Origin of the sequence: Deinococcus metallilatus (genome assembly GCF_004758605.1) — a bacterium.
Lineage (GTDB): Bacteria > Deinococcota > Deinococci > Deinococcales > Deinococcaceae > Deinococcus > Deinococcus metallilatus.
This window is the reverse complement of the sequence record NZ_CP038511.1, coordinates 349,884-373,540: the sequence shown is the minus strand read 5'-3', so window position 1 is coordinate 373,540 and position 23,657 is coordinate 349,884. Positions and strand designations below refer to the sequence as shown.

At 70.8% G+C, this 23,657-nt stretch carries 27 protein-coding genes and 1 pseudogene; 20 read left to right on the top strand and 8 right to left on the bottom strand.

Features of this window, described 5'->3' with window-relative positions; genetic code table 11:
- Positions 1-2 precede the first annotated feature (2 nt).
- From E5F05_RS21255 to E5F05_RS05645, 6 genes are all read left to right on the top strand, one after another.
- Positions 3-158, top strand: a complete 156-nt coding sequence (locus E5F05_RS21255) for a hypothetical protein (RefSeq protein WP_164973325.1) — start codon at positions 3-5, stop codon at positions 156-158.
- Between the two features lie 65 nt (positions 159-223).
- Positions 224-1,249: a hypothetical protein gene (locus E5F05_RS05665; RefSeq protein ID WP_103128066.1), complete on the top strand. Its 1,026-nt coding sequence runs from the start codon at positions 224-226 to the stop codon at positions 1,247-1,249.
- A 72-nt stretch (positions 1,250-1,321) separates the two neighbouring features.
- On the top strand, positions 1,322-2,020 hold the full coding sequence (locus E5F05_RS05660; protein ID WP_103128065.1) for a PRTRC system protein B: 699 nt from the start codon (positions 1,322-1,324) through the stop codon (positions 2,018-2,020).
- A complete protein-coding gene (locus E5F05_RS05655; RefSeq protein ID WP_241687043.1) occupies positions 2,017-2,754 on the top strand; it encodes a PRTRC system ThiF family protein in 738 nt (245 codons plus the stop codon). Before E5F05_RS05660 ends, E5F05_RS05655 begins: the two co-directional genes overlap by 4 nt.
- Before the next feature lie 232 nt (positions 2,755-2,986).
- Entirely contained in the window at positions 2,987-4,048 is a 1,062-nt protein-coding gene (locus E5F05_RS05650) for a hypothetical protein (RefSeq protein WP_103128063.1), read from the top strand.
- Positions 4,049-4,211: 163 nt separating this feature from the next.
- Complete coding sequence (locus E5F05_RS05645; protein ID WP_103128062.1) at positions 4,212-4,514, top strand: hypothetical protein; 303 nt, start codon at positions 4,212-4,214, stop codon at positions 4,512-4,514.
- Here E5F05_RS05645 and E5F05_RS05640 read toward each other — a convergent pair whose 3' ends face one another.
- Positions 4,515-4,967 carry a hypothetical protein gene (locus tag E5F05_RS05640; protein WP_129117499.1) on the bottom strand — a complete coding sequence of 151 codons (453 nt, stop codon included), beginning with the start codon at positions 4,965-4,967 and terminating at the stop codon, positions 4,515-4,517.
- Positions 4,968-5,060: 93 nt separating this feature from the next.
- Here E5F05_RS05640 and E5F05_RS22085 point away from each other — a divergent pair.
- Positions 5,061-5,249 (top strand): annotated as a pseudogene (locus E5F05_RS22085) (DUF4209 domain-containing protein); the annotation flags it as partial.
- Positions 5,250-5,570: 321 nt separating this feature from the next.
- Here the strand turns inward: E5F05_RS22085 and E5F05_RS05635 are convergent.
- From E5F05_RS05635 to E5F05_RS21250, 6 genes are all read right to left on the bottom strand, one after another.
- Positions 5,571-6,872 carry an AlbA family DNA-binding domain-containing protein gene (locus E5F05_RS05635; RefSeq protein WP_103128060.1) on the bottom strand — a complete coding sequence of 434 codons (1,302 nt, stop codon included), beginning with the start codon at positions 6,870-6,872 and terminating at the stop codon, positions 5,571-5,573.
- Between the two features lie 24 nt (positions 6,873-6,896).
- Positions 6,897-7,256, bottom strand: coding sequence for a hypothetical protein (locus E5F05_RS05630; RefSeq protein ID WP_103128059.1), 360 nt, complete (start codon positions 7,254-7,256; stop codon positions 6,897-6,899).
- A gap of 183 nt (positions 7,257-7,439) precedes the next feature.
- Positions 7,440-7,844, bottom strand: a complete 405-nt coding sequence (locus E5F05_RS05625) for a response regulator (RefSeq protein WP_103128058.1) — start codon at positions 7,842-7,844, stop codon at positions 7,440-7,442.
- Between the two features lie 112 nt (positions 7,845-7,956).
- Positions 7,957-8,331: a hypothetical protein gene (locus E5F05_RS05620; RefSeq protein WP_103128057.1), complete on the bottom strand. Its 375-nt coding sequence runs from the start codon at positions 8,329-8,331 to the stop codon at positions 7,957-7,959.
- Positions 8,332-8,533: 202 nt separating this feature from the next.
- Positions 8,534-9,331, bottom strand: coding sequence for a COG4705 family protein (locus E5F05_RS05615; RefSeq protein WP_103128056.1), 798 nt, complete (start codon positions 9,329-9,331; stop codon positions 8,534-8,536).
- Positions 9,332-9,428: 97 nt separating this feature from the next.
- Positions 9,429-9,773: a ComEA family DNA-binding protein gene (locus E5F05_RS21250; RefSeq protein WP_164973324.1), complete on the bottom strand. Its 345-nt coding sequence runs from the start codon at positions 9,771-9,773 to the stop codon at positions 9,429-9,431.
- Positions 9,774-10,029: 256 nt separating this feature from the next.
- Here E5F05_RS21250 and E5F05_RS05605 point away from each other — a divergent pair, with 256 nt between their 5' ends.
- The 4 genes from E5F05_RS05605 (at position 10,030) to E5F05_RS05590 (ending at position 13,234) form a co-directional block, all read left to right on the top strand.
- On the top strand, positions 10,030-10,428 hold the full coding sequence (locus E5F05_RS05605) for a DUF4397 domain-containing protein (protein ID WP_103128055.1): 399 nt from the start codon (positions 10,030-10,032) through the stop codon (positions 10,426-10,428).
- Positions 10,429-10,652: 224 nt separating this feature from the next.
- Positions 10,653-11,162 (top strand): hypothetical protein, encoded by a 510-nt coding sequence (locus tag E5F05_RS05600; protein WP_102125933.1) that lies wholly within the window; start codon positions 10,653-10,655, stop codon positions 11,160-11,162.
- Positions 11,159-12,211 carry a YncE family protein gene (locus tag E5F05_RS05595; protein WP_102125934.1) on the top strand — a complete coding sequence of 351 codons (1,053 nt, stop codon included), beginning with the start codon at positions 11,159-11,161 and terminating at the stop codon, positions 12,209-12,211. Before E5F05_RS05600 ends, E5F05_RS05595 begins: the two co-directional genes overlap by 4 nt.
- A 174-nt stretch (positions 12,212-12,385) precedes the next feature.
- Positions 12,386-13,234 (top strand): undecaprenyl-diphosphate phosphatase, encoded by an 849-nt coding sequence (locus tag E5F05_RS05590; protein WP_102125935.1) that lies wholly within the window; start codon positions 12,386-12,388, stop codon positions 13,232-13,234.
- 356 nt (positions 13,235-13,590) lie between these two features.
- On the opposite strand, the gene E5F05_RS05585 is transcribed toward E5F05_RS05590, so the two are convergent.
- On the bottom strand, positions 13,591-14,298 hold the full coding sequence (locus E5F05_RS05585) for a hypothetical protein (protein ID WP_102125936.1): 708 nt from the start codon (positions 14,296-14,298) through the stop codon (positions 13,591-13,593).
- A 333-nt stretch (positions 14,299-14,631) separates the two neighbouring features.
- Here E5F05_RS05585 and E5F05_RS05580 point away from each other — a divergent pair, with 333 nt between their 5' ends.
- The 9 genes from E5F05_RS05580 to E5F05_RS05540 all read left to right on the top strand — a co-directional run bounded on the left by E5F05_RS05580 (position 14,632) and on the right by E5F05_RS05540 (position 23,646).
- Positions 14,632-15,096, top strand: a complete 465-nt coding sequence (locus tag E5F05_RS05580; protein ID WP_102125937.1) for a PepSY domain-containing protein — start codon at positions 14,632-14,634, stop codon at positions 15,094-15,096.
- Positions 15,097-15,230: 134 nt separating this feature from the next.
- Complete coding sequence (locus tag E5F05_RS05575; RefSeq protein WP_235610236.1) at positions 15,231-15,896, top strand: phosphatase PAP2 family protein; 666 nt, start codon at positions 15,231-15,233, stop codon at positions 15,894-15,896.
- A complete protein-coding gene (locus tag E5F05_RS05570) occupies positions 15,893-16,573 on the top strand; it encodes a response regulator transcription factor (protein ID WP_102125938.1) in 681 nt (226 codons plus the stop codon). The genes E5F05_RS05575 and E5F05_RS05570 overlap by 4 nt, the downstream gene beginning before the upstream one ends.
- A gap of 20 nt (positions 16,574-16,593) precedes the next feature.
- On the top strand, positions 16,594-17,889 hold the full coding sequence (locus E5F05_RS05565; RefSeq protein WP_102126018.1) for a sensor histidine kinase: 1,296 nt from the start codon (positions 16,594-16,596) through the stop codon (positions 17,887-17,889).
- Positions 17,890-18,047: 158 nt separating this feature from the next.
- The gene (locus E5F05_RS05560) at positions 18,048-18,959 is read left to right on the top strand and encodes an alkaline phosphatase family protein (RefSeq protein ID WP_164973323.1); all 912 of its coding nucleotides are present in this window, start codon (positions 18,048-18,050) and stop codon (positions 18,957-18,959) included.
- Between the two features lie 44 nt (positions 18,960-19,003).
- Positions 19,004-19,570, top strand: a complete 567-nt coding sequence (locus E5F05_RS05555; RefSeq protein ID WP_102125940.1) for a hypothetical protein — start codon at positions 19,004-19,006, stop codon at positions 19,568-19,570.
- 5 nt (positions 19,571-19,575) lie between these two features.
- A complete protein-coding gene (locus E5F05_RS05550; RefSeq protein ID WP_102125941.1) occupies positions 19,576-20,250 on the top strand; it encodes an ABC transporter ATP-binding protein in 675 nt (224 codons plus the stop codon).
- Entirely contained in the window at positions 20,243-21,013 is a 771-nt protein-coding gene (locus tag E5F05_RS05545; RefSeq protein ID WP_235610235.1) for an ABC transporter ATP-binding protein, read from the top strand. The genes E5F05_RS05550 and E5F05_RS05545 overlap by 8 nt, the downstream gene beginning before the upstream one ends.
- Positions 21,010-23,646, top strand: coding sequence for an FtsX-like permease family protein (locus E5F05_RS05540; RefSeq protein ID WP_129117497.1), 2,637 nt, complete (start codon positions 21,010-21,012; stop codon positions 23,644-23,646). Before E5F05_RS05545 ends, E5F05_RS05540 begins: the two co-directional genes overlap by 4 nt.
- Positions 23,647-23,657 lie beyond the last annotated feature (11 nt).

Sequence of the window (23,657 nt, the reverse complement as noted above, 5' to 3'; positions counted from 1 at the left end):
GGGTGAGGGGGCAACCCCTCCTGCCCGCCCACATCGGCCGCTTCGACCCTGGGAAGGACGCCTCCAGCCACCAGCGGCTGTGCCAGATCTTCCTGAGACTCCGGCACGACTCGACCCCGCTCCCCCTCTCGCCTCCGGAGGTGCCCCTGCTGCCCTGAGCCCGCTCAGCCTGTCGCGGTTGACGTTGAGCGGCCTGCCCTTATCAGATGTCCCTGCTACCCGGGTGAACGCTGGTGCCCTGTCCCGGCTAGAGGGCGCTCTGCCCCTGCTGGCGACCCTGATCGAACTCGGGCTGCTCCCCGCTGTGCCGCCCAAGCGGCGGGAGACCATCCACGCTTACCTCCGGCGGGTGAACGGCACCCCCGGTGCCCTGGAGTGCGGCTGGCGGAACCTGCACCTCACCTGGTACGAGGAGACCGGGGAGGGCGGGCAGGCGGAGGAAGCCCGCGGCGTGCACGAACTCGTCCTGACCCTCGTGCACGCCCCGCAGTGCGCCGCATTCTCGTGTACCGGGGCCCGGCGAGCCCTGCACCAACTGCACCCGTACCTGCTCGGCAGCATCCTCGCCCATCTCAGCTTGTTCACCCGCAGCACCTGGAGCGTGTACACTGCCATCGACGCCCTGGAGGACGCGGAGATGTTCGAGCACGAGGGCAGCGCCAAGGGCTTCTGGCAGGACGTCCACGCTGAACTGCGCAAGGCATTGGGCCGTTCCCCCACCCGGGCGGAAGTGGTGACGGAGGCGCGGGGCCGCTGCGCGCCACCGGGGGATCTGCTGCGGCTGATCGGGATGACCGAGGCCCTGCCCGCCGTGAGCACGAAGTACCGTCTCTCACCCGGGGAGATGCGGGAAGTTGCCGGGAAACACACGGGGCTGTGGGCGGAGCGGGTAACAAGCATCGCCGGGGCCCTGATCGCCCTGCGGGAGATCGACCGGACAGTGTACGAATTGCTCAGCGACGAGGACCTCGCGGCGACCTGTGCGCGCGGGGAGTTTCGGCGTCACCCCACCGTGATCCTCTCCGGGCAGGGTGGGCGGACCGCCAGCGGGTACCTGAATGCTGTACAGGAACGGCTAGAGGAAACCTGGCAGTTCGCGGCCCAGACCGAGGGCTTCATGGACAACCTCCTGATCCGCATCCACACGCCCGAGGATGCCGAGCGCGCGGTGCAACTCGTGCGGCTGTACCGGGACGCGGAACGGCACCTGGAGACGGTCACGAACCTGATCATCGACACCGACGACTGACGGGACGGGGGAGGCCCTCCGTCCCGTTTTCGCTTTCGACCCTCCCCCGCAGGGGCGGGGACAAGGGGCCGTATGCAACTGGAATTGAACGCCCTGCCCGAGGTACACGCCCGGGTCGCCCTGATCGTGTACACCGACCATCGGCAGGAACAGGGCGTCGTCATGCAGCACGCCCTGGGAGAACGGGACGGAGCGTTGTACATGGCCGAGGGCGTCAACGTCACGAGGGACACCATCGAGATGTTGCTGAAACTCAACGCCCTGCAGACCCTGACCCTCGTGCCTGAGCACGTCGTCGCCCTGGGGGTCGGCTCCCTCGCCTGGGTCGTCGAGCGTCAGGAACGAAAATTGCTCTTCCAAGGCGCGACGGACAAGGCGGTGGCCGCCCTGGACGGGCAGGTGTTCCCCCAGCCACGTCTTCTCTTCGTGACCCGGGGCGCGCAGATGTTCGCCTACGCCCTGCGGGGCACGGAGCGACCCACCGGGAACACCCCGCTCTACCGCGCGCCGTACTTCAACATCTTCAGCAACCACGCCGTGTGCAACGGCAGCATGCAGTGCCCGGGGGCCATCACCCCGGAGAACGCCGACGCCTGGACGCAAGCCTTCTTCTACTCGAACTTCGTCAAGCCCGCTGACAGCCAGAAGCGTTGGGCGACAGGAGGGACTTACCGCGAGTTGTGGGACGCCGTGCGGGAAGCGGACGAGTTCAAGGACGAGTGGCTGGTCCCGGCAGGCCTGACCCTCGAACAGGCCGTGGGAGGGCGATGATGCCTCACAAGCTCCCCTCCAGCTTCCTGGGCCGGGAACGCCTGAAGATCGCCGTCGTCGGCGTGGGCGGTACGGGCAGCGAAGTGTTGACCGGGCTCACTCACCTGCACCTGGCGCTCCGGGCGTTGGACCACGCTGGCCTGCATATCACCGCCTTCGACCCGGACGAGGTGAGCCACGCCAACCTGGTCCGCCAGCGCTACCACCACAGCGACCTGGGACGCAACAAGGCGGAGGTGCTCGTCACGCGCGTGAACCTGGCGTGCAACCTCGATTGGGTCGCTGTCCCCCTCAAGTTCAGCGGCCATCGTGCCCGGGCGCCCTGGGACCTGGTCATCAGTTGCGTCGACTCCCGGGCGGCCCGCAGGAGTCTGCACCTCGCCGCGTACGGGAAGGGGATGTACACCTGGCGGTACTGGCTGGACTGCGGGAACGACCTCACGACCGGTCAGGTCGTCCTCGGGACGCCCCGGGAAGCGGGCAAGCGCCTCAAGCATCATTTGCCCTGTGCGACGGAGCTTCACCCCGAACTGATGGACACCGCTGTGCCCGAGGACGATGCGCCGAGTTGCAGCGCCATCGAGGCCTTGAGCCGTCAGGACCTCTTCGTGGGGCGGATGGTGGCGACGCACGCCCTGGACTTGCTGTGGCAACTCTTCCGGCACGGGGAACTCACGCACCATGCTCGGTACTTCGAGTTGCGCGGCGCGGCGCTGAGCAGCCGGGGGTGTTAAGAGGCAGCGATTTACAGGAGATGACGAGGCGGCTGCCGTACGCCGCTCGTCCCGAAGGCGCTGTTCCAGATGCTCCTGATCGTGTATGCTCAAAACACAGGTGTGACCCCTCGCAGGCGCCCCGGCGCTCACGGTCCACGACGAGCTGCGCTCCAACTCAGCCCTGAACGCGCGTCCCCGGGACGGCAAGCGAGGACCCGACCAACCCAGATGACGCGCGGACAGGACTGTTATGGACGATCGCGCTCTTCGGCATCAAGCCCTCAATCTGCACACTGCGTTCTCGCACCTGAACCTTGAGCTCGTGCCCAGCGTCGCGCAATGCGAGCAACTGATGGCCGCCGCCTTGGGCGCCGCGCACGGCCTCCACGACCTCCCGCACCTCATCGCGACCCGCGCCGGCAACTGGGCCTGGGACCTCGGGCGCGCTGCACACCGCGTCGAGGTTCGCCTGCAGACCCTGAAACGCCCGGATGGGGCACGAGGCTTTGACGTCTCTCGACCGCAGCTGACGAGCGCGCTCGCCAGCGCGTGGACACTCACGCATAACCAGATACGGGATGTCCTGGCCGATATGGTGCCTTCCGGGCAGCGGGCTGCCTTTCGCAACGCGCTTGGACAAGTAACTGGCGCGATCACGGTCCGCCTGCACCCCGATTATCTCAAAATCCAGCGGTACCAAGGAAAAGACGTGTTCTATGAGGACCTGACGCCTATCACCCATGACCACATCGAGGGGATCAAGCGGCGTATCTCAAAACTGGAAGTGAACTCACCAGACACGACGGGTGTTGCAGGAACACTGAGCCGCATCCAATACCAGGGGTACGGCATTCACACGAGTGTCTTCCTGGACGACCCTGTACGCTTGGATCCCAAAGCGCAGCATGGCTCCTGGAGCACGCTCATGATTGTTGGAGAAGAAGATGACCCTCGGCACAGCTACACCCGCGCGCTGATACGCGCCCATATCCAGCAGGGCTTACGGGTCGCCTTGCACGGGTTTGAACGCTGGATTGCCGGTTCCACACCGGGCGTTCCGGCCATCAGCCCGTACCTGCTCAGGTATGACGACGAGGGCTTCGATATGGAGCCTGGCACCCTGCAACGGTTGTTGCGAGACCGACCCGACGTGCTGTACTGGATCCAGCCTTCGACCCAGGGGCACGACCTGCCGCAGGTGGAGGCGCTTGTGCGGGCGGGCATCCGGGTCGTTCTGGATACCCGTGAATGGGAACCTGGCGCTTACCTTGGATACGCCGGATGGGCCGCTGATGTCACTATTCAGCGTTGAACACGGTCCGGTGAGGGCAGCCTGACATTGAGGCTGCCACAGAAGCGACGTTGAAATTTCCTTCTTTGTTCTCAGCAGGCGCCTGTTGCTGCTTTGACCACCCTCGACCCTGACCGAGGGTTCCAGGTGTCTGCCCTCACGCCGGGCGGCGTGGGGGGCGGGCATGGGCCAGCTCAAGCACACCCAGGATGTCCCGCACCATTACGCCCAGCGTGTCCGGACGTGTTACGGCCCCCACGCAACCTACGTCAGCATCACCCTGCGTCGCCGCACCGCCAGCCTGCGGGTCACCGACGAAGCTGGTGAACCCATCGAGCCGCGTGACGACGCTTCTTACGAGGACCTGTTGGGCCTGCTCGACGACGCCCTGGCTTGGGGGGGTCCGGGGCACTTCACCCTGATGGGCCGTCCAGCGCCCGCCCCCCTGTCCCCACCCGAGGTCAGCCACCCCTTGCTGCCGTGGTAGTCACAGCAGGTCACGGGCGGGGACCTTCCCGTGGTGTCGCCAGAGCACCTGCACCTGGAAGAGCAGCGGCGTGAGGATCACCCGCCCAGGCGCGAAGAGGAGTGGGGCGTTTAGCGTCGGGCGAGGCCGGACCAGCAACGTGAGCGGGCCGAGCACCCGTGCCCAGCGGTGCCGCCAGCGCAGCCGCACTTCCCGCCTGAACACCCGCAGCCGCGTCGGGCCCTCCACGTCCGAGAGCCACAGGATCACGTGCGGGACCGGCTTCCGAAGCATCACCCGCTGCCGGTCCAGCCAGAGCATGACCAGCACCAGCGGCCACAGGAAGACGGAGGCCAGCACCAGCAGGAGGAGGCGCTTGTTCTCCCGCCAGTCGACGCGCGCTCGGTGGAAACTCGCCGCCAGGGTCGCGGCGACCAGCGTACCCATCAGCAGGTACCACGGCGACCCGTCCATGCCGCCAGCGTGACGCCGGGGAAAGATGGACAACCAGGTTCCGCCTCACAATCTTAGCGTTCAACTTGACCTGCGGGCAAGATCAGCGAGGAGGTGGCGATCTCGACTCATGACGGGCATGGGGGGCGCCCACGCGCCCGCTTCACCTCCGCACCGAGCCAGCGCTTCGGCAACACGGCGGAGCCGCCGGGCAAAATCCTGGGGGAGAACCTGATCTTCGCTCTCCGCGGCACGTTCATGGAGCGGTTCGGCGTGAACCTGCGAAATGACTCGGCGCACGGCCTGGTGGGTGTTGGCCTGGCGCGTGGACAGGCTGCCCCTCCAGCCGTCCATGCTGCGAACGCAGGTGGAGTCCCAGTCCAGCGGTCAGGAGGGGGCTCCCGAGCCGGAAGCCCAGCTTTGACCCCCCAAGCTCTGGGGCTGGGCCACGCCACCTCCGAACGCGAGCCTCGCGGGTGGACCACCTTCAACGGAGTGCGCCTGAGAAATTGGGTCGCCCCGATCGCCACAGACAGCTGGGCTTCTCTTCCTCCATGCCCATCGTCAGGGTTGATCCCCACCTCCCCGAACGGCCGGGGACGGCCCGAAGAGCGGGGCAGAGCGTCAGGCGATCACGAGGTCGCCCCGCACGGCCCCACGCAGGTTGCGCGCCGTGACCTCGTATCTCAGGACGCTCGGCTCGCCCCAGGCGCGTTCCAGCGGCAGGTTCCCGGCCGTCCAGCTCCCCTGAGGGGGCAAGGTGCCCAGCATGACCTGCGCCGAGCCGGAGGGTCCGGGGCGAAGCTCCCGCGGGGACTGGCCGGGCAACACGCGGGCCAGCACCCCGAAGTTGAAGCGCAGGTTCCCGACCGGCACGAGTTGCAGGTGCCCCTCCACGAGCGCGCCCACCCCCTCGTTGCGCACCGCGAGGGTCACGCGGGGTCGCGCGGCGGACTGCTTCAGCCCCTCGACCTCCCGGGCATGCCCGTCCAGCAGCCGCACCAGGGCGGCGAAGGCCTCGTACCACGCCAGCCCCGGTCCGGTGGGCGCCCCCTGCCCGAGGGCCTGCCACGGCGACGGCCAGACGTGAGGCGTGGCGGCCCAGACCCCCCGCATCAGAAACGCCTCGGCCGGAACCTGCACGCCCCACCCCGCGAGCCGCGACCGGAACACCTTCACCTGCGCCGGGTCCAGCACGGCGGGCACCGCGGGCTGCGGGCCGGACAGGCCCAGCACCGTGTCGGGCACGTCCCCGGACGGAAGCGGGCGCGCCGCCAGGGCCCGCAGCTGGGCGACGGCCTCCTCCAGGCGGGGCGGCAGGGCGGCGCGCCCGTCCTGAATGGCCCGGTTCACCTGTGGGTCCACGACCGCGCGGTCGTCCCAGCCCCCGTCCGAAAACGTCCAGCCGACCAGTGGGGCGGGCTGGGGAGGACCGAACAGCACCTGGAGACCCTCGCGGCCCGCCAGGGTGTTGCGCGAGCCGCGGCGCCACCAGACCTGGCCCTCCACGAGGGCCTGCCCGAGCGAACGGGCCGGGACGTGCACCACGCCCGGCGCCGTGCGCAGCTCGAACACGCCCACGAAGGTGCCGTCCGCCCGCGGCCACTGCCAGTACTGCACCTGCAGGGGCGGATCGAAGCGGCCCTCCAGCCAGGTCTGCACGTCGGCGTCATCCAGCGGCCGCGCGGCGCCGACGACGTGCCGACCCTCGGGCCGGTCCTTGACCCCCCGCACCAGGTACCGCGTCCGGCGCGGCGCCGGGCTGTTGGCCAGGCACATCAGGTCCTTGAGCAGTTCGGCCTGGGCGTGGGCCCGGACCTCCTTGGGCAGGCCGGGCTGCTCGATGCCCGGGCCAAGCGCCGCCTTGTAATCCAGCCAGTCGGATTCCCCGTAGCCTAACAACGATTGAAAGTCCTGGAAGTGCATCTGCCGCCCACCAGTATGCCGCGCTCAGGCGATCAGGTCGTCCAGCGCGAACCGGGCCCGCTCACGACAGCGGCCCACGTCATCTTGCAGCAGGGACCGCACCGGCTCGGGGACGGGGTAGCCCGGAACGACTAGGGCGGCCAGCGAGGTGGTCCTGAACACGGCGTCCATCGCCAGGGCGGCGCTGCGCCGTTCCATCTCCACCGTGTCGTCCTGCGGGCCGGCGATGAAGGTGTCGCCCAGAAACGTTCCCCCGGTCGTCTGCTGCACCGGCCGGGTGCCGTGCCTGGCGGCGCAGGGCAGGCCGTCCCGCCCGTCATCCTCGTCGGGCGTCGGCTCGATCTGCGGCTCGGTCAGACCCGGGGCGGTGAGGCCGCCCTTCACGCGCTGCTTGATGGACGCTTTTCCCCTGCTCCAGGGTGCTGTGTTCCTCCCATGCCTGAGTTCATGGCTCGTCATCCCGCATGTCCAGCAGGCCGTCAACCAGCTCGACCATGGGGGCGGCCAGGGCCAGGCCACGGACACCCAGCGGCCACGTACCAACAGTTCCAGAGGAAGTCCGCCGCCTCAAGCCGGGCGCCCGGGCGTGAGCCAGCGCTGGCCGAGTTCGTTCAGGGCGGCGATCAGCTCCTCGAAATGTTGGGGTTTGAGGACGTACCCGTCGGCCCCCGCCGATCTCGCCCTCGTCCGGTCCCGCGCCTCGTCCGAGGTGGTGAACACCACCACGGGCACGTGCTGGAGTGTGGCGTCCCCCTTGACGGCCGCCAGCACCTCGTGCCCGCTGACGCGCGGCATGTTCAGGTCCAGCAGCACCAGGTCCGGCAGCACGCCCGCGCCCCGCAGCAGGTCCAGCGCCTCCTGCCCGTCGCGGGCCACGCTCAGGTCGCACTGCACCTCACTCGCCTCCAGCGCGAGGCGCGCCAGCTCCAGGTCCGCCGTGTTGTCTTCCACCAGCAGCAGATGCTTGGACACGCCGCTCCTTTCACGACACCGGGAACGTTGAGGCACGTCGGTGGAGAGCTGAAGAAGGAAGCCGCTTCAGGAAGCGCGAAGCTCCTCCCCGCGTTCCCGCTTCCCGAGCCCCTCACGTCACAAGGAATTCCATGATGTCCAGTGCCACGAAGAGCGCCGCATACAGCAGGGCCGTGACCACTGTGCACCGGCGAAGCCAGGGTCCCCGCGTCTTCACCCGAACCAACAGGTGGACGGCCGACACGCCGACCAGGGTGCCCGCGGCGAGCATCCCTTCCAACTGCTCCCCGGCCTGAGGCCCATGAAGGTCCCACAGCCGTGAGGGAGCCGTCCCCGCGACCAGCGTTACGGAGAGTGCCCAATAGGTCAGCAGGATGGCGTCCATGACCCAGACCCAAACCAGCAGTCCTTGAACCAGCACACCATCCAGGGTCTCCGAGAGGTTCAACATGCCGAGTTGCTCCTTGAGGGGGAAGCGAGCTTCCATTCCTGCCCCTCGGCCGCTCCCGGGATCCGCCGAGCCTCCCCCACCGATGGGATGCGGCGGGGGCGGAGAGCAGGGCGCCTGAACTGGCTTGACCTTGCCCTGCCGGGTGACGTGGGGGACACTGCGCATCCCGGTTTGCAACACCGGCCCCCACCGAACGGGGTGGGGACTGGTCGCCGGAGGAACCCCGACCAGGGGTGAGTCAGGAGGGCTCCGTGACCCGGACCTGGTCGCGGCGCGAGAACGTCAGGTAGGCGACCACCGCCAGGATCGAGCACAGGAAGATGGCGTTGAGGGCCGTGCTGCCCAGCCCCAGCCCGCCCACGTCCCGGCCCTGCGAGAGGTAGTCCCCGATGGACGCGCCCAGCGGCCGGGTCACGATGTAGGCGAGCCAGAAGGCCAGGATGCCGTTCAGCCCGCCGTACACGTGGGCGAGCGCCACGGCGGCGATCACGCCCGCAAAGATCAGGGCCGAGGGCAGGTAGCCGAGCTGCAACTGTTCGGCCATCAGGTCGCCCGCCGCCGTGCCCAGCGCGAAGGTGAAGAGGATCGCCAGCCAGTAGTACGCCTCCCGTCTCGGGGTGAAGATGCTGTGGATCGAGAGGGTGCCCTCACGGCGGTACCACAGGGCGAAGGTCGCAATCAGGGCCACGCTGAAGACCCCGGTGCTGGTCCACAGGCTGACCCCGAAGTTGTCCGTGAGGTTGTCGGTGATCAGGGTGCCCACCACGCTGATCAGCACGATGGCGAGCCAGTAGACACCGGGGACATAGCGTTTCGTGCGGAACTGGGCGACTAGGGCCAGCGCCAGCAGGACGCTCATCAGCAGGGTCGTGCCGGTGAGGCCCAGGTGCAGGTTGCGGTTCAGATAGTCCGCCGCGGTCTCGCCGACCGTCGTCGCCATCACCTTGACGATCCAGAAAAACGCCGTGACCTCGGGAACTTTGCTCCACAGGGTCCGGCCCGGGCTGAGGGGTGCGGTGGTCAGGGTCGAGTCCATGTCTGCCTCATGGGGTCGGTGGGTGGGCGGGATCGTGTTCACGTACGGAAGGGGAAGGGGCGCCGGAGGGCGTGGTCCTCCGGGCGCCCCCAGGGATTCAGAAGGTGAGGTTGGCCTTGTTGTCGTTCCACAGCTTGCGGCCGATGACCTCGATCTTCCGGGAGAAGTCGCCACTGTCCTTGAAGGGCCGGTTGGCGATGATGTCCTTGGCCGTGGTCGCGGACACGCCCTTGAGGCACTGGAGGTCTGCCTGGCTCGCTTTATTCAGGTTGACCTTGGCCTTAAGCACCTTGGCGCAGGAAGAACCCGTCATGGTCATGGCCGTCCCCCTGGCGGCCTGAGCGGTGGGTGCGGCGGCGTGGCCGGTCGCCTGGCTCTGGGCGCCAGCGAGACCCATCGAGGCGAGGGCAGCCAGCAGGGCGAAGCTCGTGGAACGGTTCATAGGGACCTCCGGGAGCGGTTCGGGTTTGTTCCTCGTGGGAACCGCTGGGGGGCACCTTAGGTCCGGGAAGTAAAGGGCTGGTATAGAGCGCCGGGCAGGGCGACCGAGGAGAGTCGGTCCCCGAAGCCTCGCCGGGGTGGCTGAGCTGGACGAACGGAAGGGGGCGGCGTATACGCCGTCTTTACCCGTGGGGCTCACCCTCCGGGCAGGTGGCCGCTCCTGGGAAGCAGGACCTGCGGCCGCCCAGGAGGACCCCATGAGACACGTCTTCATCCCCGCCGCCCTGATCCTGGCCGCCGTGGGGGCTGGGCAGGTCACCCTGCAGGCTCAGGGAATGGGAGGCGAAGGCGCCAACGTCATGCTCATCGACGGCACCGGACGTCCTGGAGCTGTGGACGTCTACGTGGACGGCGCGCTGGTGGAGCGTCAGATGCTCGCCGGGGACCGGCCAGGTCAGCTGCACCTGACGCCCGGCACGCATCAGGTCACGGTCAAGTCGAGCGACGCGGGAACCGTGCTGGCCTCGACCGCCGTCGACGTGCAGGCTGGCCGCCCCTACGCGCTGAGCTTCCAGAACGACTGGCGGGTGATAGACTACACGCTCAACGTGTCCAGTGGTGACCGCGCGGTCTGGCGGGCGATGAACACCAACTGAATGCGCCCGGACCGTCCACCTCGCCCGTCGCCACACCGGTCACGGGCATTTTCTCGGAAGAGCGGTCCTGGTTGGGTCTCACCTCGGGCGGAGGGAGGCCCGGACTGCTCCTGAACCCACCCGCGCGCCAGGCGGGCCGGGGGACGGCTCGCCGGCACAGCAGAACCCCCGCACGACGCCCCGGCTATACCCGGGCTTTACCCCGGGGCGCCAAGCTCCGGAACATGAAACCCGGTCAGCCCATCAATGTCGCCGCCGGTGTGCTGGGAACCCTCACGCTGCTTTCGGGGGCACGGGCCGCCGGGTGGACCGTCTCGCTCTCGGCGACGGACCCCGCCCTTGTCTGCGGTGCCCGGGTCACGCCGGACCTGCGCCTGGGCACGCCCCCGGCGGGGACGAGGAGCCTGGCGGTCATCTTCTGGGACGAGCGCCCGGGTGGCTTGAGCGGTCGCTGGAGCGTCTTCGACCTCCCGCTCGGCACGGCCCGGCTGGCCCCCGGGGCAGCGGCCCGGCCAGCACCGGGCGGCGGCCGGGTGGCCCGCAATGAGGCGGGGCAACTCGGCTACACCGCCCCGTGCGGCAAGGGCAAGCACGACCTGTACGTCGACCTGTACGCTCTCAACGTCCCCAGCCTGAACCTCCCCGCCGGGACCCCGCTGCAACAGGTCCACGCGGCGATCAAGAAGCACAAGCTGTTGGAGGCCAAGGCGCACGTCACGCGGGTGAACCCGTGAGGCTGACCCGCGCCGCCCTGTTCTTGGCCCTGGCGGCAGGGTCCGCACGGGCCACCGACATCTACGCCCATACCCACGCAGGCATGTTCAGCCCGGCAGTCCGGGGGGTTCCGGCCCGCGTCTACGTCCCCAACGGCAAGGACCACACCGTCAGCGAGATCGACCCCGCCACCTTCCGGGTGATGGGCACCTTCCCGGTCGACCGGGAGCCGCAGCATGTCGTGCCGTCGCACGACCTGAAGACGCTGTGGGTCGCCAGCGACGAGGGACGGCAGTCGCTGACGCCCATCAACCCCCGCACGGGTCTGCCGGGCAAACCCGTTCCGGTCGCCGACCCCTACAACCTGTACTTCACCCCCGACGGGCGCTACGCCCTGGTGGTGGCCGAGAACGAGGCGCGGCTGATCTTCCTGACGGCGGACAGCATGCGGCCCGCCTTCGAGATCGCGGTGCCCTGCCGGGGCGTGAACCACATGGACTTCAGCCCCGACGGGGAGCATCTGCTGGCCGCCTGCGAGTTCAGCGGGGACCTGGTCAAGGTGGACCTGCTGGCCCGCCGGGTGACCGGGGTGATGCACGCGGGCGGGATGCCGCAGGACGTGCGGATCGCCCCCGACGGCTCGGTGTACTACGTGGCGGACATGATGGCGAACGGGGTGCGGGTGATCGACGGCTCGGGCGACACCCCGCGCAAGGTGGGCTTCATCCCCACCGGCAAGGGGACCCACGGTTTGTACCCCAGCCGGGACGGCACGCGCCTGTTCATCTCCAACCGGGGGGAGGGCACCGTGTCCGTGCTGGACTTCGCCAGCCGCCACCTCATCGCCCGCTGGACCATCCCGGGGGGCGGCAGCCCCGACATGGGCAGCGTCTCGGCGGACGGCAAGCAACTGTGGCTCTCGGGGCGCTACAGCGACGTGGTGTACGTGTTCGACACCCGCACGGGGAAGGTCCTCCGGCAAATCCGGGTGGGGCGCGGCCCACATGGACTGACCTACTTCCCTCAGCCCGGGCGGTACTCGCTGGGCCACACGGGGAACTACCGCTGAACGGCGTGCACCTGCACCCACTGCCGGTTCCACCGGGGGGCACGGGGAGAGCTGAAGGATGACCTGAACCCTGCCGCCGCGGTATACCGGTCCTTTACCTTTGCCGGCTACCGTTCCCGGCATGACCTGTCCACTGCCGGCCACCCTCCCCCCTTCCTGCTCGGCGGTCCAGGCGTGAGTGCGCTGCTGAGCGCCGTGTTCCTGGGGGTGGTCGAGGGGCTGACTGAATTCCTGCCCATCTCCTCGACCGGCCACCTGATCGTCGCCGAGCGGCTCATCGGCTACCGCGACGCGGGGGAAACCTTTACCATCGTGATTCAGCTCGGGGCCATCCTGGCGGTGGTGTGGTTCTACCTGCGCGAGTTGCTGGACAAAGTCTCGATGCTGCTCCGGGGCAGTCCCCGCGCCCGCCGGTTCTGGCTCAACCTGGTGATCGCCTCGCTGCCCGCCGCGCTGGTGGGCCTGCTCTTCGAAAAGGCCATCAAGGCCGCGCTGTTCTCGCCCACCACTGTGGCGCTCAGCCTGATCGCGGGCGGCGTCATCCTGTGGGTGGTCGAGACGCGCCGTGCCCGGCCAGCCGAGGCGCCCGCGGCGGTGGACCCGCCGGTGACCCCGGAGCCCGACCTCTACGGCGTCACGCCCCGGCAGGCGCTGACCATCGGCCTGGCCCAGGCCGTGGCGGTCATCCCCGGCGTGTCGCGGAGTGGCGCGAGCATCGTGGGCGGGCTGCTGAGCGGCCTGGACCGGGTGACGGCGACCGCCTTCTCGTTCTTCATAGGCATCCCGGTGCTGGGCGCGGCGGGCCTGTACAGCCTGTACAAGGCCCGGCACTCGCTGGGGCAGATCGAGGGCGGCGCGCCGGCCCTGCTCGTCGGCACCGCCGTGTCGTTCGTGACGGCGCTGCTGGCGGTCTCTTGGCTGCTGCGGTACGTGTCCCGCCACGACTTCCGGGGCTTCGCCGTGTACCGCGTCGTCTTCGGGGCCGTCATCCTGGTCCTGGTGGTCGCGGGAGCGCTGCGGTAGGCACTGTGGGCGAGCTGGAGTGTCCTCGCGGCGCTGGCACGCCGTGTTCGGGAGATGGGCCACCTGTCCTGGCGGTTCAGCGCCCGGTGGAGGAGACCGCCACCGCCCGTGAAGAGTCCTGGGCCGGGTGCCTCCGCTTCAGGGCCAGGTGAAGGGTCACGCGCTGGCCTTCTGGGTTCGTGCAGCCACCCTTCCGCAGGGGTTCCACGTGCTGTCGCTCGGAACCTCGCCCAGGCGCCTCGAACCAGGCTGGCGCCGAGAGCCTCCTCGAGACCTGACCTCGGGTCAGACGGGTTCAAGCGGGAAAGGGAAAGCGTCCACGGCCATGACCCACGGTCCTGCTGATCCCTGGCAGCTCAACCGCCGACGGCCACGTGGGCAGGCTGTTCGGTCGCCGTGGTGCTCCCCGGCCAGGGCGACCGGGCCCTCAGCCAGGCCGCGTGTTCGGCGATCAGCAGTCCCCGCTCGTTGGCCCGCGGGTGGGGGTGAACACCACGGCGGCCCGTGAAGCCCAGGCTGTACAGGGCCGCCAGGATCTCCGGGCGGTGCGCGATGGGCACCCCTGCCCCTGCCCAGTGGTCTGCCGTGGCCCTCAGGCACGCGGCGACCAGCCGGGGGGCCGCGAGGGGGTCGAGCAGCCGCCGGAGCTGCGCCGGCAGGTCGGGCGGCACCTCCAGGTAGCCCAGCGCGCCGAGGCGGCGCAGGGTGCCCACCTTCATCTGGGCGCGGCCCAGGCTGAAGGTCTCGACGGGTCGGCCCGCCAGCCACCCGGCCAGCCGCCGGAGGGCCGCTGCCGGGCGCTCCGGCAGCGAGACGGTCAGGCGCAGCAGCCCGTGCTGGAGGTGATCGTACCCGTCGAGGCGCACCTGCTCGTCAGCCAGGACGGCGGCAATCAGGGCGGCATCGACGCCGTACCGGGCCGCCGCGTTCCGGATGGCCCGCTTGTCTGTCGGGGTGAACCGGACGTGACGCAGTCTGGCGGCGTGCGTACGGGGCCGTGCGGGTGGCTGTCCGCCTGGAAGGTCTCTCCGGGTGAGAAGTGACTCGGGCGTCAGGGTGACCATGCGGCCATGATCTGCCGGAGACGTAAAAGGGCCGTATAGGCCCCTGCGGTCGGGCAGGGGTCCGCCGGTGAAGCTGGCGAGACCACCCGGCAGCGGGGGCACGGCCGCCACCAGAGGCGGAACCGTCGCGCGCCACGCTCCTCGGGCGGCGGTCACCGGCGTTCCCACCGGGTCACCTCCTCATCCTGGAACCGCCACGCCCCGGAACACCCCGCACCCTTCTTGATCCGCGCGCCAGCGTTATACGCGGACTTTACCGTCTTATACGGCCTTTTTACCGGCCGCTCCTACGCTCCGGGCACGCAGAAGGAATCTGCGGACAAGGAGAACACCATGAATACGAACGCCAGACGGTTCCTGCTCACCCTCAGCGCCCTGACGGCCGTGGGCCTCTCCCTGGCTGGGCACGCCTTCGCCCAGGCGGAAGCTCCGGGGGCACCCTCCGCACCGCCGATTCAGGCGCAGGTCAACCCGTCCGCCCGGGACACCGATGCCCACGACCGGGCGATGTTCGGCAGCATTCAGCTTCACACCAGCCTGCCGGACTTCGAGGTGCCCGCCGCGCAGGAGCAGGCCCTGTACCGCTCGCTCGCGCGGATCACGCCCGCCCAGGCCGAGCAGGCAGCCCAGGCGGCCGTCCTCGGCCCGGCCACCAGCGTGACCCTCGGGGACCAGGACGGCAGCCTGGTGTACGCCGTGGTCATCGGGCAGACCGAGGTGACGGTGGACGCCGGGAACGGTCAAATCCTCCAGCAGGAGATCGCCGGGCTGGAACAGGGTGAGAGCGGCGGCAGTTGAGCCCGCCCGTACTGAGCGTTCCCAGCCCCGTCCCGGACTTCCCCAGCGCTCGCCGGGCACCCTGAAAAGGTGCCCGGCGTCTTCTCGCCGTCCGGTATACCGCGTCTTTACCTTCCTCGGGCACGCTGGGCGACATGAGCACCCTGCTGTCCCATCGCCACCGAATTCGTCCGGTGGCCCTGCTGCGCCTGTTTCTCGGCATCCTGCTGCCCCTGCTGGTCGTGGGGCTCGTGGCCGAGGACCTCCTCGAAGGGCAGAGCTTCGCCTGGGAGACCCCCTTCCTGCTGGCCCTGCACAGCCACGCCACCCCGCTGCTCAATCAGGTGGCGCTCTTCTTCACCACTGTCGGCGGCGTGACCGTGATCGCCCCCGTCAGCGCCGTGATCCTGGTCGTGCTGTGGCTCAGGGGGCACCGGCTGGCCGCCTTCTGGGGGCTGGGCGTGGCGGGCGCAGCGGGCCTGAACGTGGCGATGAAGCTGCTGATGCACCGCACCCGCCCGGAGTTGTGGCCCCGCCTGGTGCAGGAACACGACGCCAGCTTTCCCAGCGGGCACAGCATGTACAGCGCCGCCTTCGTCACGGCGCTGATCCTGCTCGCCTGGCGCACGCCCTACCGCTGGCCCGCGCTGGGGCTTGGGGTGGCCTTCAGCGGGCTGGTGGGCTTCTCGCGGCTGTACCTGGGCGTGCATTATCCCACCGACGTGCTGTGCGGCTGGCTGACCGGCGCCGCCTGGGTGCTGGGCGTGTACGGTGTGCTGCGGCCTTTCGCGCCGGGGCACGGGAAGGAGAGCGCGGCATGAGACTCCTGATCGTCGAGGACGACCCCCATATCGCCGAACTGCTGCAAGACGGCCTGACCGAGGAGGGCTACGAGTGCGACCGGGCCGCGAGCGCCGCCGAGGGCGGGGAGCTCGCCCGGCTGTTTCCCTACGGCCTGCTGATCCTGGACGTGATGCTGCCCGAGGGCATCGACGCGGGGTACCGGCTGGGACGCTCGCTGCGGGAGGGCGGCCTGAACACCCCCATCCTGTACCTCACCGCCCGGGGTACGGTGGAGGACCGGGTCGAGGGGCTGGAGGCGGGCGGGGACGACTACCTGGTCAAGCCGTTCGCCTTCAAGGAACTGCGGGCGCGGGTGCGGGCCCTGCTGCGGCGGGCGAGCGGGAACGCGCAGAACACGGTGACCCTGCCGGGGGGCTGGGTGATGGATCTGGGGGGCCGGGAACTCTACGCTACGGGCGTCCGTGCCGAGCTGACCCGCCGGGAGTTCGCGCTACTGGAACTGCTCGTCCTGAACCCGGGCCGGGCCTTTTCCCGCGACGAGATCATCGAGCGCCTGTGGGGGGGTGAAGGGGGGGCCGTGGAGCCCAAGGTGATCGACGTGTACGTCAGCACCATCCGCCGCAAGACCACCGACGTCCTGATCGACACCATCCGGGGCACCGGGTACCGGCTGGGCCGGGGTGAGGCGATGTGACCGGGGGGGGCGGCCGGCGGATGGGCTGGAGACCCCGGGACTGGAGCCTGCGGGTCAAGCTCACGCTGGGCTACGCGCTGGTCTTCGCGGTGACCATCCTGCTCGGGGCCGTGCTGGTGTACGCCCTGGCCCGGGACAGCCTAACGGGGTCGCTCGACACCACCTTGCGGGAGACCGCCAGCGTGGCGCAGGGCAGCATCGAGGACCAGAACGGGCGCTGGACCTTCTCCTCGGAGCTGAGACCGACCGGCGACCTGGCCATCGAACTGCTCTCGCCCACGGGGAGGACGCTGGCCCGCGCGGGCCAGGAGGAGCATGACCAGGCCATTCCCCTGCGCGTGGGCTTCGTGTCGACGGCAGAACACCGGGTGCTGACCCTACCCGTCGAGGGCGGGCTGTTCCTGCGGGTCTCGCGGCCCAGCAACACCCTGGTGGAGCTGCTGGAAACCCTGGCCCGCATCCTCAGCGCCGGCAGCGTGCTGATGGTCATGGTGGCCTGCGGGGCCGGGTACGTCCTGGCCGACCGGGCCCTGCGCCCGGTGGACGCGGTGGCCCGCACCGCCGAGGGCATCGCCCGGCGCGGCACCTACCAGGAGCGGGTGCCCGCCGCGCCCGGCCAGGACGAGATGGCCCGGCTGACTTCCACCGTGAACGCGATGCTCGACCAGCTCGAGGGCACCATCGAGCGCGAGAAGAGCTTCGCCCGCATCGCCGCCCACGAGCTGCGCACGCCGCTGACCGTGCTCAAGGGCCGCCTCGACCTCACCCTGGAGCGCCCGCGTGAGGCCGCCGACTACCAGCGTGCCCTGAGCGGGATGCAGGGCCGGGTGGACGCGCTGGTCACCCTCTCGGAGAGCCTGCTCGCCCTGGCCCGCACCGACGCCCCGGTGCGTCTGGAACGGGTGGAACTGGCGGGCAGCGCCGCGGCGGTGGTGGACGCGCTCGACGAGGTGGCGCGCCGGGCGGGGAGGCAGGTGCAGCTCGACCTCAACGAGAGCTGGGTGCAGGCCGAGGCGGAGGGGGTGGGACGCGCCCTCGCCAACCTGATCGAGAACGCGCTCAAGTACGGCACGGGTGGCGTCCTGGTGCGGGTCCGGGAACGTGAGGTCACGGTACGCAGCGTGGGTCCCGGGCCGGATCAGGCCCAGTGGACCCGGCTGCTGGAACCTTTCGAGCGCGGCGCTGGTACCCAGGGGACCGCCGGAAGCGGGTTGGGCCTGCCGCTGGTGGCGGCCCTCGCCCGGCGCTGGAACGCCGACCTTCTGCCCCGCTGGGAGGAAGGCGCCTTCGAGGTCAGCCTGCGTTTTCCTGCCTGACCCGCCCTCAACCCCGCCGCCCTCGACGCCCCATCCCAGGAGACCCCATGCTCAGGTATTCCCCTTGCCCCGCAGAGGCCCGGCCTTCAGAACACTCCACGTCCGGTCGAGGAAGGGCCCACCTCCTGACCCCACCGGGAAGCGTCCGGGCACGCGGCGTGGTTCCGCTCGCCGGGCCGGTCCTGCGGGTGGCCCGCCACTTGCTGTGGCTCTCCCCGGTCCTGCTGGGGACCGTGGTGGCCCAGCCCAGAACCCTGCCGCCCTTCTCACACGTGTTCGTGCTGGTGCTGGAGAACACCAGTGCCGGTGGAGTGCTGGGCAACCCCAACCTGCCGACGCTGAACGCGCTCGCGCGGGAGTACGGTCTTGCCACGAACTACACCGGGGTCGCCCACCCCAGCCTGCCCAACTACGTGGCCCTGCTGTTCGGCAGCACCTTCGGCAGCCGCAGCGACGACTCCGGCCAGCGTTTCCCCGGAGACAACCTCGCCCTGCAACTGGAGCGCGCGGGGAAGACCTGGAAGGGTTACTTCCAGGGACTGCCCGGCCCTGGCTGGGACGGTCCCTCCACCGGCGTGTACGCCAAGAAACACAACCCCCTGATGCTCGCGGCGGACATCGCCCGCGACCCAGTCCGCGCCCGCAAGGTGGTCCCCCTGGGGGAGCTGGACGCCGACCTGCGCGCCGGGACCGTTCCCACCTTCGCGCTGATCGTGCCGGACCTGTGTCACGACCTGCACGGGGCGCTGACCTGCTGGCGTGGTTCGCGGCTGGAGCGGGCAGGGGACGCCTTCGTGCGCGAGTGGGCCGGGAAGATCATGGCCTCGGGTGCCTGGAAGGACCACGCCGCCCTGGTGATCACCTTCGACGAGGGTGGCGGCGGGGACCGGGCGGGGGGCGGGGGCACCGTGGCGACCATCGTGGTGACGAGCGACGGCCCGCGCGGGGTGCGGTCGAACCGGCCCTACAACCACTCCAGCCTGCTGCGGACCCTGGAGGACGCCTGGGGGCTGCCCCCGCTGCGCGAGGCCGCGCGGGCGACGCCCATGACGGACCTGTTCACGCGCTGAGGTTCCTATACCGCGTTTATACCGGACGGGCCTACGGTCGGGGCATGAACAAGAACAAAGGTCTGGTGCGGCCCGCAACGACGTTCGCCCTTCTCGCCCTGGTCTCCGGCGCCCTCGCGCAGACGCAGGTGGCGCCCGAGACTCACCCGGTCGGCGACATCCCCGACTCACAGGCCTTCGTGCGTTACACGAACGCGCCGGGAGGCTACAGCCTGGAAATCCCGGAAGGCTGGGCCCGCCGCGAGCAGGGCGGCACGGTGAGCTTCACCTCCAAGTACGGCACCGTCGAGCTGACGGCCCGCAGGGCGGCAGGGACCCCGGGGGTCGCGGCGGTCCGGGCGGGTGACCTCGCCGCGCTGGCCCGGACGGACCCCAGCCTGAAGGTCACCCTGGTCAAGGCGGCGCCGTTGCCCGCCGGGAACGCCGTCCTGGCGCGCTTCATCTCCACCTCCGCCCCGAACGCGGTGACGGGACGGCGCGCGGTGCTGGACAACGACCTGTACGTGCTCACCAGAAACGGGCGCGAGGTCGTGCTGCGGATGAGTGCCCCCAGGGGGGCGGACAACGTGGACGCCTGGAACCGGGTCGCGCGTTCGTTCGTGTGGCGGTGAGGGCCATGTCCATCCTGGAGGCCGTGGACCTGTACCGCTTCTACCACGTGGCGGACGAGGAGGTGCGCGCCCTGCGCGGGGTCAGCCTGGACGTGGCGCCGGGAGAACTCGTCGTCCTGCTGGGCGCCTCCGGCAGCGGCAAGAGCACCCTGCTCTCTTGCCTGGCGGGCCTGGACGACCCGGACGGCGGCGCGGTGACGGTGGCGGGCGAGCGGCTGACCCGGCGGCCCGAGGCCCAGCGGGCGGGGGTGCGGGCCCGGCACCTGGGCGTGATGTTGCAGGGCGGGAACCTGCTCGCGCACCTGAACGTGCTCGACAACGTGACCCTGACCGGGCGGCTGCTCGGTCAGCCGGGCGGGGCCCGCGCGCTGGACCTGCTGGGGCAGCTCGGGTTGGACCACCGGCGGCACGCCTTCCCGGCGCAGCTCTCCGGAGGGGAAATCGCGCGCGCCTCGCTCGCGGCGGCGCTGGCCCACCGCCCCGCCGCGCTGCTGGCCGACGAGCCGACCGCCGAGGTGGACGCGCGGACCGAGGAGCGGGTCATCGGGGTGATCGAGGCGTTCGTGCGGGGGGAGGGGCGCGGCGGACGTTGCGCCGTGATCGCCACCCACAGCTCCCGGCTGGCCGCCCGGGCGACGCGCGTGTTGCGGCTGAAAGACGGGAGGTGGCAGGATGCCTGAACCCAGGATGGTGGACGTCTCACCGGGACGGCTGACCCCCGGGCCCGTTTCCTCAGGCGCGGCATCGCCCCGGCAGGTGGACGCGGCGACCACCCCGCTGGCCGAGGCGCGCGGGGTGGGCCGGACCTTCACCGTAGGCGGGCAGGAGGTCACCGCCCTGCGGGAGACGACGCTCCAGGTGCGCCCCGGCGACCGGATCGCGCTGCTGGGCCCCTCCGGCAGCGGCAAGAGCACCCTGCTGCACCTGCTCGGCGGGCTCGACACGCCGACCACGGGGACGGTGAGCTGGCCCGCGCTGGGTGAGGCGAACACGCTCCGGCCCGGCAAGGTCGCCTTCGTCTTCCAGGCCCAGAGCCTGATGCCGCCCCTGACCGCGCTGGAGAACGTGGCGCTCCCGCTGCTGCTGACGGGGGCCACGCCGAAAGCGGCCACCGGGGAAGCCCGGCGGGCCCTGGATACCCTGGAACTGCTGCCGCTCGCCGAACAGCTTCCCGAGGAACTCTCCGGCGGGCAGGCGCAGCGGGTGGCGGTCGCGCGGGCGCTCGTCACCCGGCCCCGGCTGATCCTGGCCGACGAGCCGACCGGGCAGCTCGATTCCGTCACCGCCGGGCACCTGATGGACGTGCTGCTCTCGGCCCTCGAACCCAGCTCGGCTCTGGTGATGGCGACCCACGACGAGGCCGTCGCCCGGCGCCTCGACACCCTCTGGCGCATGGAGGGCGGCGGGCTCCTGAGCCGGGCCACCAAGGAGGGACCCTCATGACCAGCCTGTGGTTGCGCGGTTTGATGGCACGCCGTCCCCTGCGTCTGTGGGGCAGCGCGCTGGGAGTCGGTCTGACCGTCGCCTTCCTGACCTTCCTGCTGTCGTTCATCGCGGCGGGCACGGCCAACATGACCCGCCGGGCCATCGGGTCGGTCCCGGTGGACTGGCAGGTGCTGCTGGGGCAGAACACCAGCCGCGCCCAGGCCGAGGCCGCCATCCGCGCCGCCACTCCGGTCCGGACCCTCGCGGCGGTCGGGTACGCGGACGTGCCCGGCTTCACGGCCAACACGGGCGGCACCGTCCAGACCACCGGGGCGGGCAAGGTGCTGGGGCTGCCGCCGGGCTACCGCGCCGCCTTCCCCGCCGAGCTGCGTCCCCTGATCGGGTCGCCGGACGGCGTGGTGCTGTCGCAGCAGACGGCGGCGAACCTGCACGCCGCCGTGGGGGACACGGTGAACATCGGACGCTACGGGGCCGCCCCGGTGGGGCTGCGGGTCGCCGGGGTCGTCGACCTTCCGCAGGCCGACTCGCTGTTCCAGGCGGTCGGGGCGCCGAAGGGCCTCGCCCCCCAGGCGCCGCCGGACAACGTGGTGCTGCTTCCCCGCGCCCAGTGGGACGCCCTGTTCGCCCCGCAGAAGCTGGCGCGGCCCGACACGGTACGCGAGCAGCTCCACGTGCGGCTGGGCACCCCGCTCCCCAGCAACCCGGGCCGGGCCTTCGCGCTGGCCGGGACGCTCGCCAACAACGTCGAGGCGCGGCTCTCGGGCGGGGCCGTGGTCGGCAACAACCTGGCGGCCAAGCTCGACGGGGCGCGGGAGGACGCCCTCTACGCCCAGGCGCTGTTCCTGTTCCTGGGGCTGCCGGGGGCCCTGCTCGCCGGGGCGCTGACCCTGAGCGTCGCGGGGGCGAGCGCCGGGCAGCGCCGGACCGAGGCGGCCCTGCTGCGCGTCCGGGGAGCGGGTGACCGCACCATCCTGCGGCTGGGAGCGGCGGAGGCGGGGCTGGTGGCGGGCGTCGGCACCGTGCTGGGCCTCCTGGCCTACGTGCTGCTCTCGCCCCTGGTCACGCCGGGCACGGCCGTGGGCGTCCCCCTGCTTGCGCTGCCGGTCCTGGCGGGGCTGCTCCTCTCGCTGCTGGCCGTCCTGCTGCCCACCCTGGGCGCGATCCGGTCGTCCACGGTCGCCGCCCAGCGGCAGGTCGTGGGCCGGGCCGGGACGCCGCTGTGGCAGCGCCTCTCCCTCGACCTGCTGCTGCTCGTCCTGGCCGGGGTGATGTTCTGGCGCAGCGCCGCCGGGGGCTACCAGCTCGTGCTCGCGCCGGAAGGCGTCCCCCAGGCGAGCATCCAGATCGAGGCCTTCGTCGCGCCGCTGGCCCTGTGGCTGGGCGGCACCCTGCTGGCGATGCGGCTGCTGGGCCTGCTGCTGCGGCGGGGCGCGCTGACCCGGCTGCTGCGGCCCCTGGCCGGGACCCTGGCGGGGACCGTCGCGGCCGCGCTGGGGCGGCAACGGCCCCTCCTGACGCGCGGGGCGGCGCTCGTCGCCCTCGCCACCGCCTTCGCGGTCTCCACCTCGATCTTCAACGCGACCTACAACGACCAGGCGCGGGTGGACGCCGTGCTCACCAACGGGGCGGACGTGACCGTCACGGGCACCGCGAACGGCCCCGCCGGGCCACGGCTGGCCACCCTGGGGGCCCTGCCGGGCGTGGTGGGCACCCAGCCGCTGATCCACCGCTTCGCCTACGTGGGCGCGGACCTCCAGGACATCTACGGCATCGACGCCGCGCACTTCACCCAGGTCAGCCGCCTGTCGAACACCTATTTCAAGGGGACGACGGCGCAGGGGGCGCTGGCGAAGCTCCGGGCCCGCCCGGACGCCCTGTTCGTCTCGCAGGAGACGGTCAACGACTACCAGCTCTCGCTCGGCGACCGGCTGAACCTGCGGCTGCTGAACGCCCGCACCCACGGGTACGGGATCGTCCCCTTCACCTTCGTCGGCGTGGTGCGCGAGTTCCCCACCGCCCCCAAGGACTCCTTCCTGGTCGCCAACGCGAGCTACCTCGCCAAGGCGACCGGCAACCCGGTGGCCGAGGTGGCGCTCCTCAAGGTGAGCGGGTCCCCGCAGGCGGTCGTGGACGCCGCCCGGCGGGCGACCCGCGATCTCCCCGGCGTGACGGTCACCGACCTCGCCACGGTGCGCAGCCGGATCGCGTCGGGCCTCACGGCGGTGAACCTCGCGGGCCTGTCGCGCATCGAGCTGGCCTTCGCGGCCCTGCTGCTCGCCGGGGCGACCGGGCTGGTGCTGGCCCTGGGGCTGGCCGAGCGCCGCCGCACCTTCACCGTGCTGGGAGCCCTGGGCGCGACGCAGAAGCAACTCGGCGCCTTCCTGTCGGGTGAGGCGCTGGTCGTCGTGGGCCTCGGCGGGGTGCTCGGGGGCGTGATCGGCCTGGGGGTCGCGCAGACCCTCATCAAGCTGCTCCAGGGCGTCTTCGACCCGCCGCCCGAGGTGATGGTGCTGCCCTGGCCCTACCTGGTGGGCCTGCTGGCCGCCGCCGCCCTCAGCACCCTGGCCGCCCTGCGGCTGGCGCAGGCCGCCTCCAACCGGCGGGTGACCGAGGTGCTGCGGGCGGGCTGAGGGGCGGCTTC

Coding starts and splice junctions, on each gene's coding strand:
- E5F05_RS05660 (WP_103128065.1), top strand. CDS start 1,322: ATGCAACTGGAATTGAACGCCCTGCCCGAGGTACACGCCCGGGTCGCC.
- E5F05_RS05655 (WP_241687043.1), top strand. CDS start 2,017: ATGATGCCTCACAAGCTCCCCTCCAGCTTCCTGGGCCGGGAACGCCTG.
- E5F05_RS05650 (WP_103128063.1), top strand. CDS start 2,987: ATGGACGATCGCGCTCTTCGGCATCAAGCCCTCAATCTGCACACTGCG.
- E5F05_RS05645 (WP_103128062.1), top strand. CDS start 4,212: ATGGGCCAGCTCAAGCACACCCAGGATGTCCCGCACCATTACGCCCAG.
- E5F05_RS05640 (WP_129117499.1), bottom strand. CDS start 4,967: ATGGACGGGTCGCCGTGGTACCTGCTGATGGGTACGCTGGTCGCCGCG.
- E5F05_RS05635 (WP_103128060.1), bottom strand. CDS start 6,872: ATGCACTTCCAGGACTTTCAATCGTTGTTAGGCTACGGGGAATCCGAC.
- E5F05_RS05620 (WP_103128057.1), bottom strand. CDS start 8,331: ATGGAAGCTCGCTTCCCCCTCAAGGAGCAACTCGGCATGTTGAACCTC.
- E5F05_RS05615 (WP_103128056.1), bottom strand. CDS start 9,331: ATGGACTCGACCCTGACCACCGCACCCCTCAGCCCGGGCCGGACCCTG.
- E5F05_RS21250 (WP_164973324.1), bottom strand. CDS start 9,773: ATGAACCGTTCCACGAGCTTCGCCCTGCTGGCTGCCCTCGCCTCGATG.
- E5F05_RS05605 (WP_103128055.1), top strand. CDS start 10,030: ATGAGACACGTCTTCATCCCCGCCGCCCTGATCCTGGCCGCCGTGGGG.
- E5F05_RS05600 (WP_102125933.1), top strand. CDS start 10,653: ATGAAACCCGGTCAGCCCATCAATGTCGCCGCCGGTGTGCTGGGAACC.
- E5F05_RS05585 (WP_102125936.1), bottom strand. CDS start 14,298: ATGGTCACCCTGACGCCCGAGTCACTTCTCACCCGGAGAGACCTTCCA.
- E5F05_RS05580 (WP_102125937.1), top strand. CDS start 14,632: ATGAATACGAACGCCAGACGGTTCCTGCTCACCCTCAGCGCCCTGACG.
- E5F05_RS05575 (WP_235610236.1), top strand. CDS start 15,231: ATGAGCACCCTGCTGTCCCATCGCCACCGAATTCGTCCGGTGGCCCTG.
- E5F05_RS05570 (WP_102125938.1), top strand. CDS start 15,893: ATGAGACTCCTGATCGTCGAGGACGACCCCCATATCGCCGAACTGCTG.
- E5F05_RS05565 (WP_102126018.1), top strand. CDS start 16,594: ATGGGCTGGAGACCCCGGGACTGGAGCCTGCGGGTCAAGCTCACGCTG.
- E5F05_RS05555 (WP_102125940.1), top strand. CDS start 19,004: ATGAACAAGAACAAAGGTCTGGTGCGGCCCGCAACGACGTTCGCCCTT.
- E5F05_RS05550 (WP_102125941.1), top strand. CDS start 19,576: ATGTCCATCCTGGAGGCCGTGGACCTGTACCGCTTCTACCACGTGGCG.
- E5F05_RS05545 (WP_235610235.1), top strand. CDS start 20,243: ATGCCTGAACCCAGGATGGTGGACGTCTCACCGGGACGGCTGACCCCC.
- E5F05_RS05540 (WP_129117497.1), top strand. CDS start 21,010: ATGACCAGCCTGTGGTTGCGCGGTTTGATGGCACGCCGTCCCCTGCGT.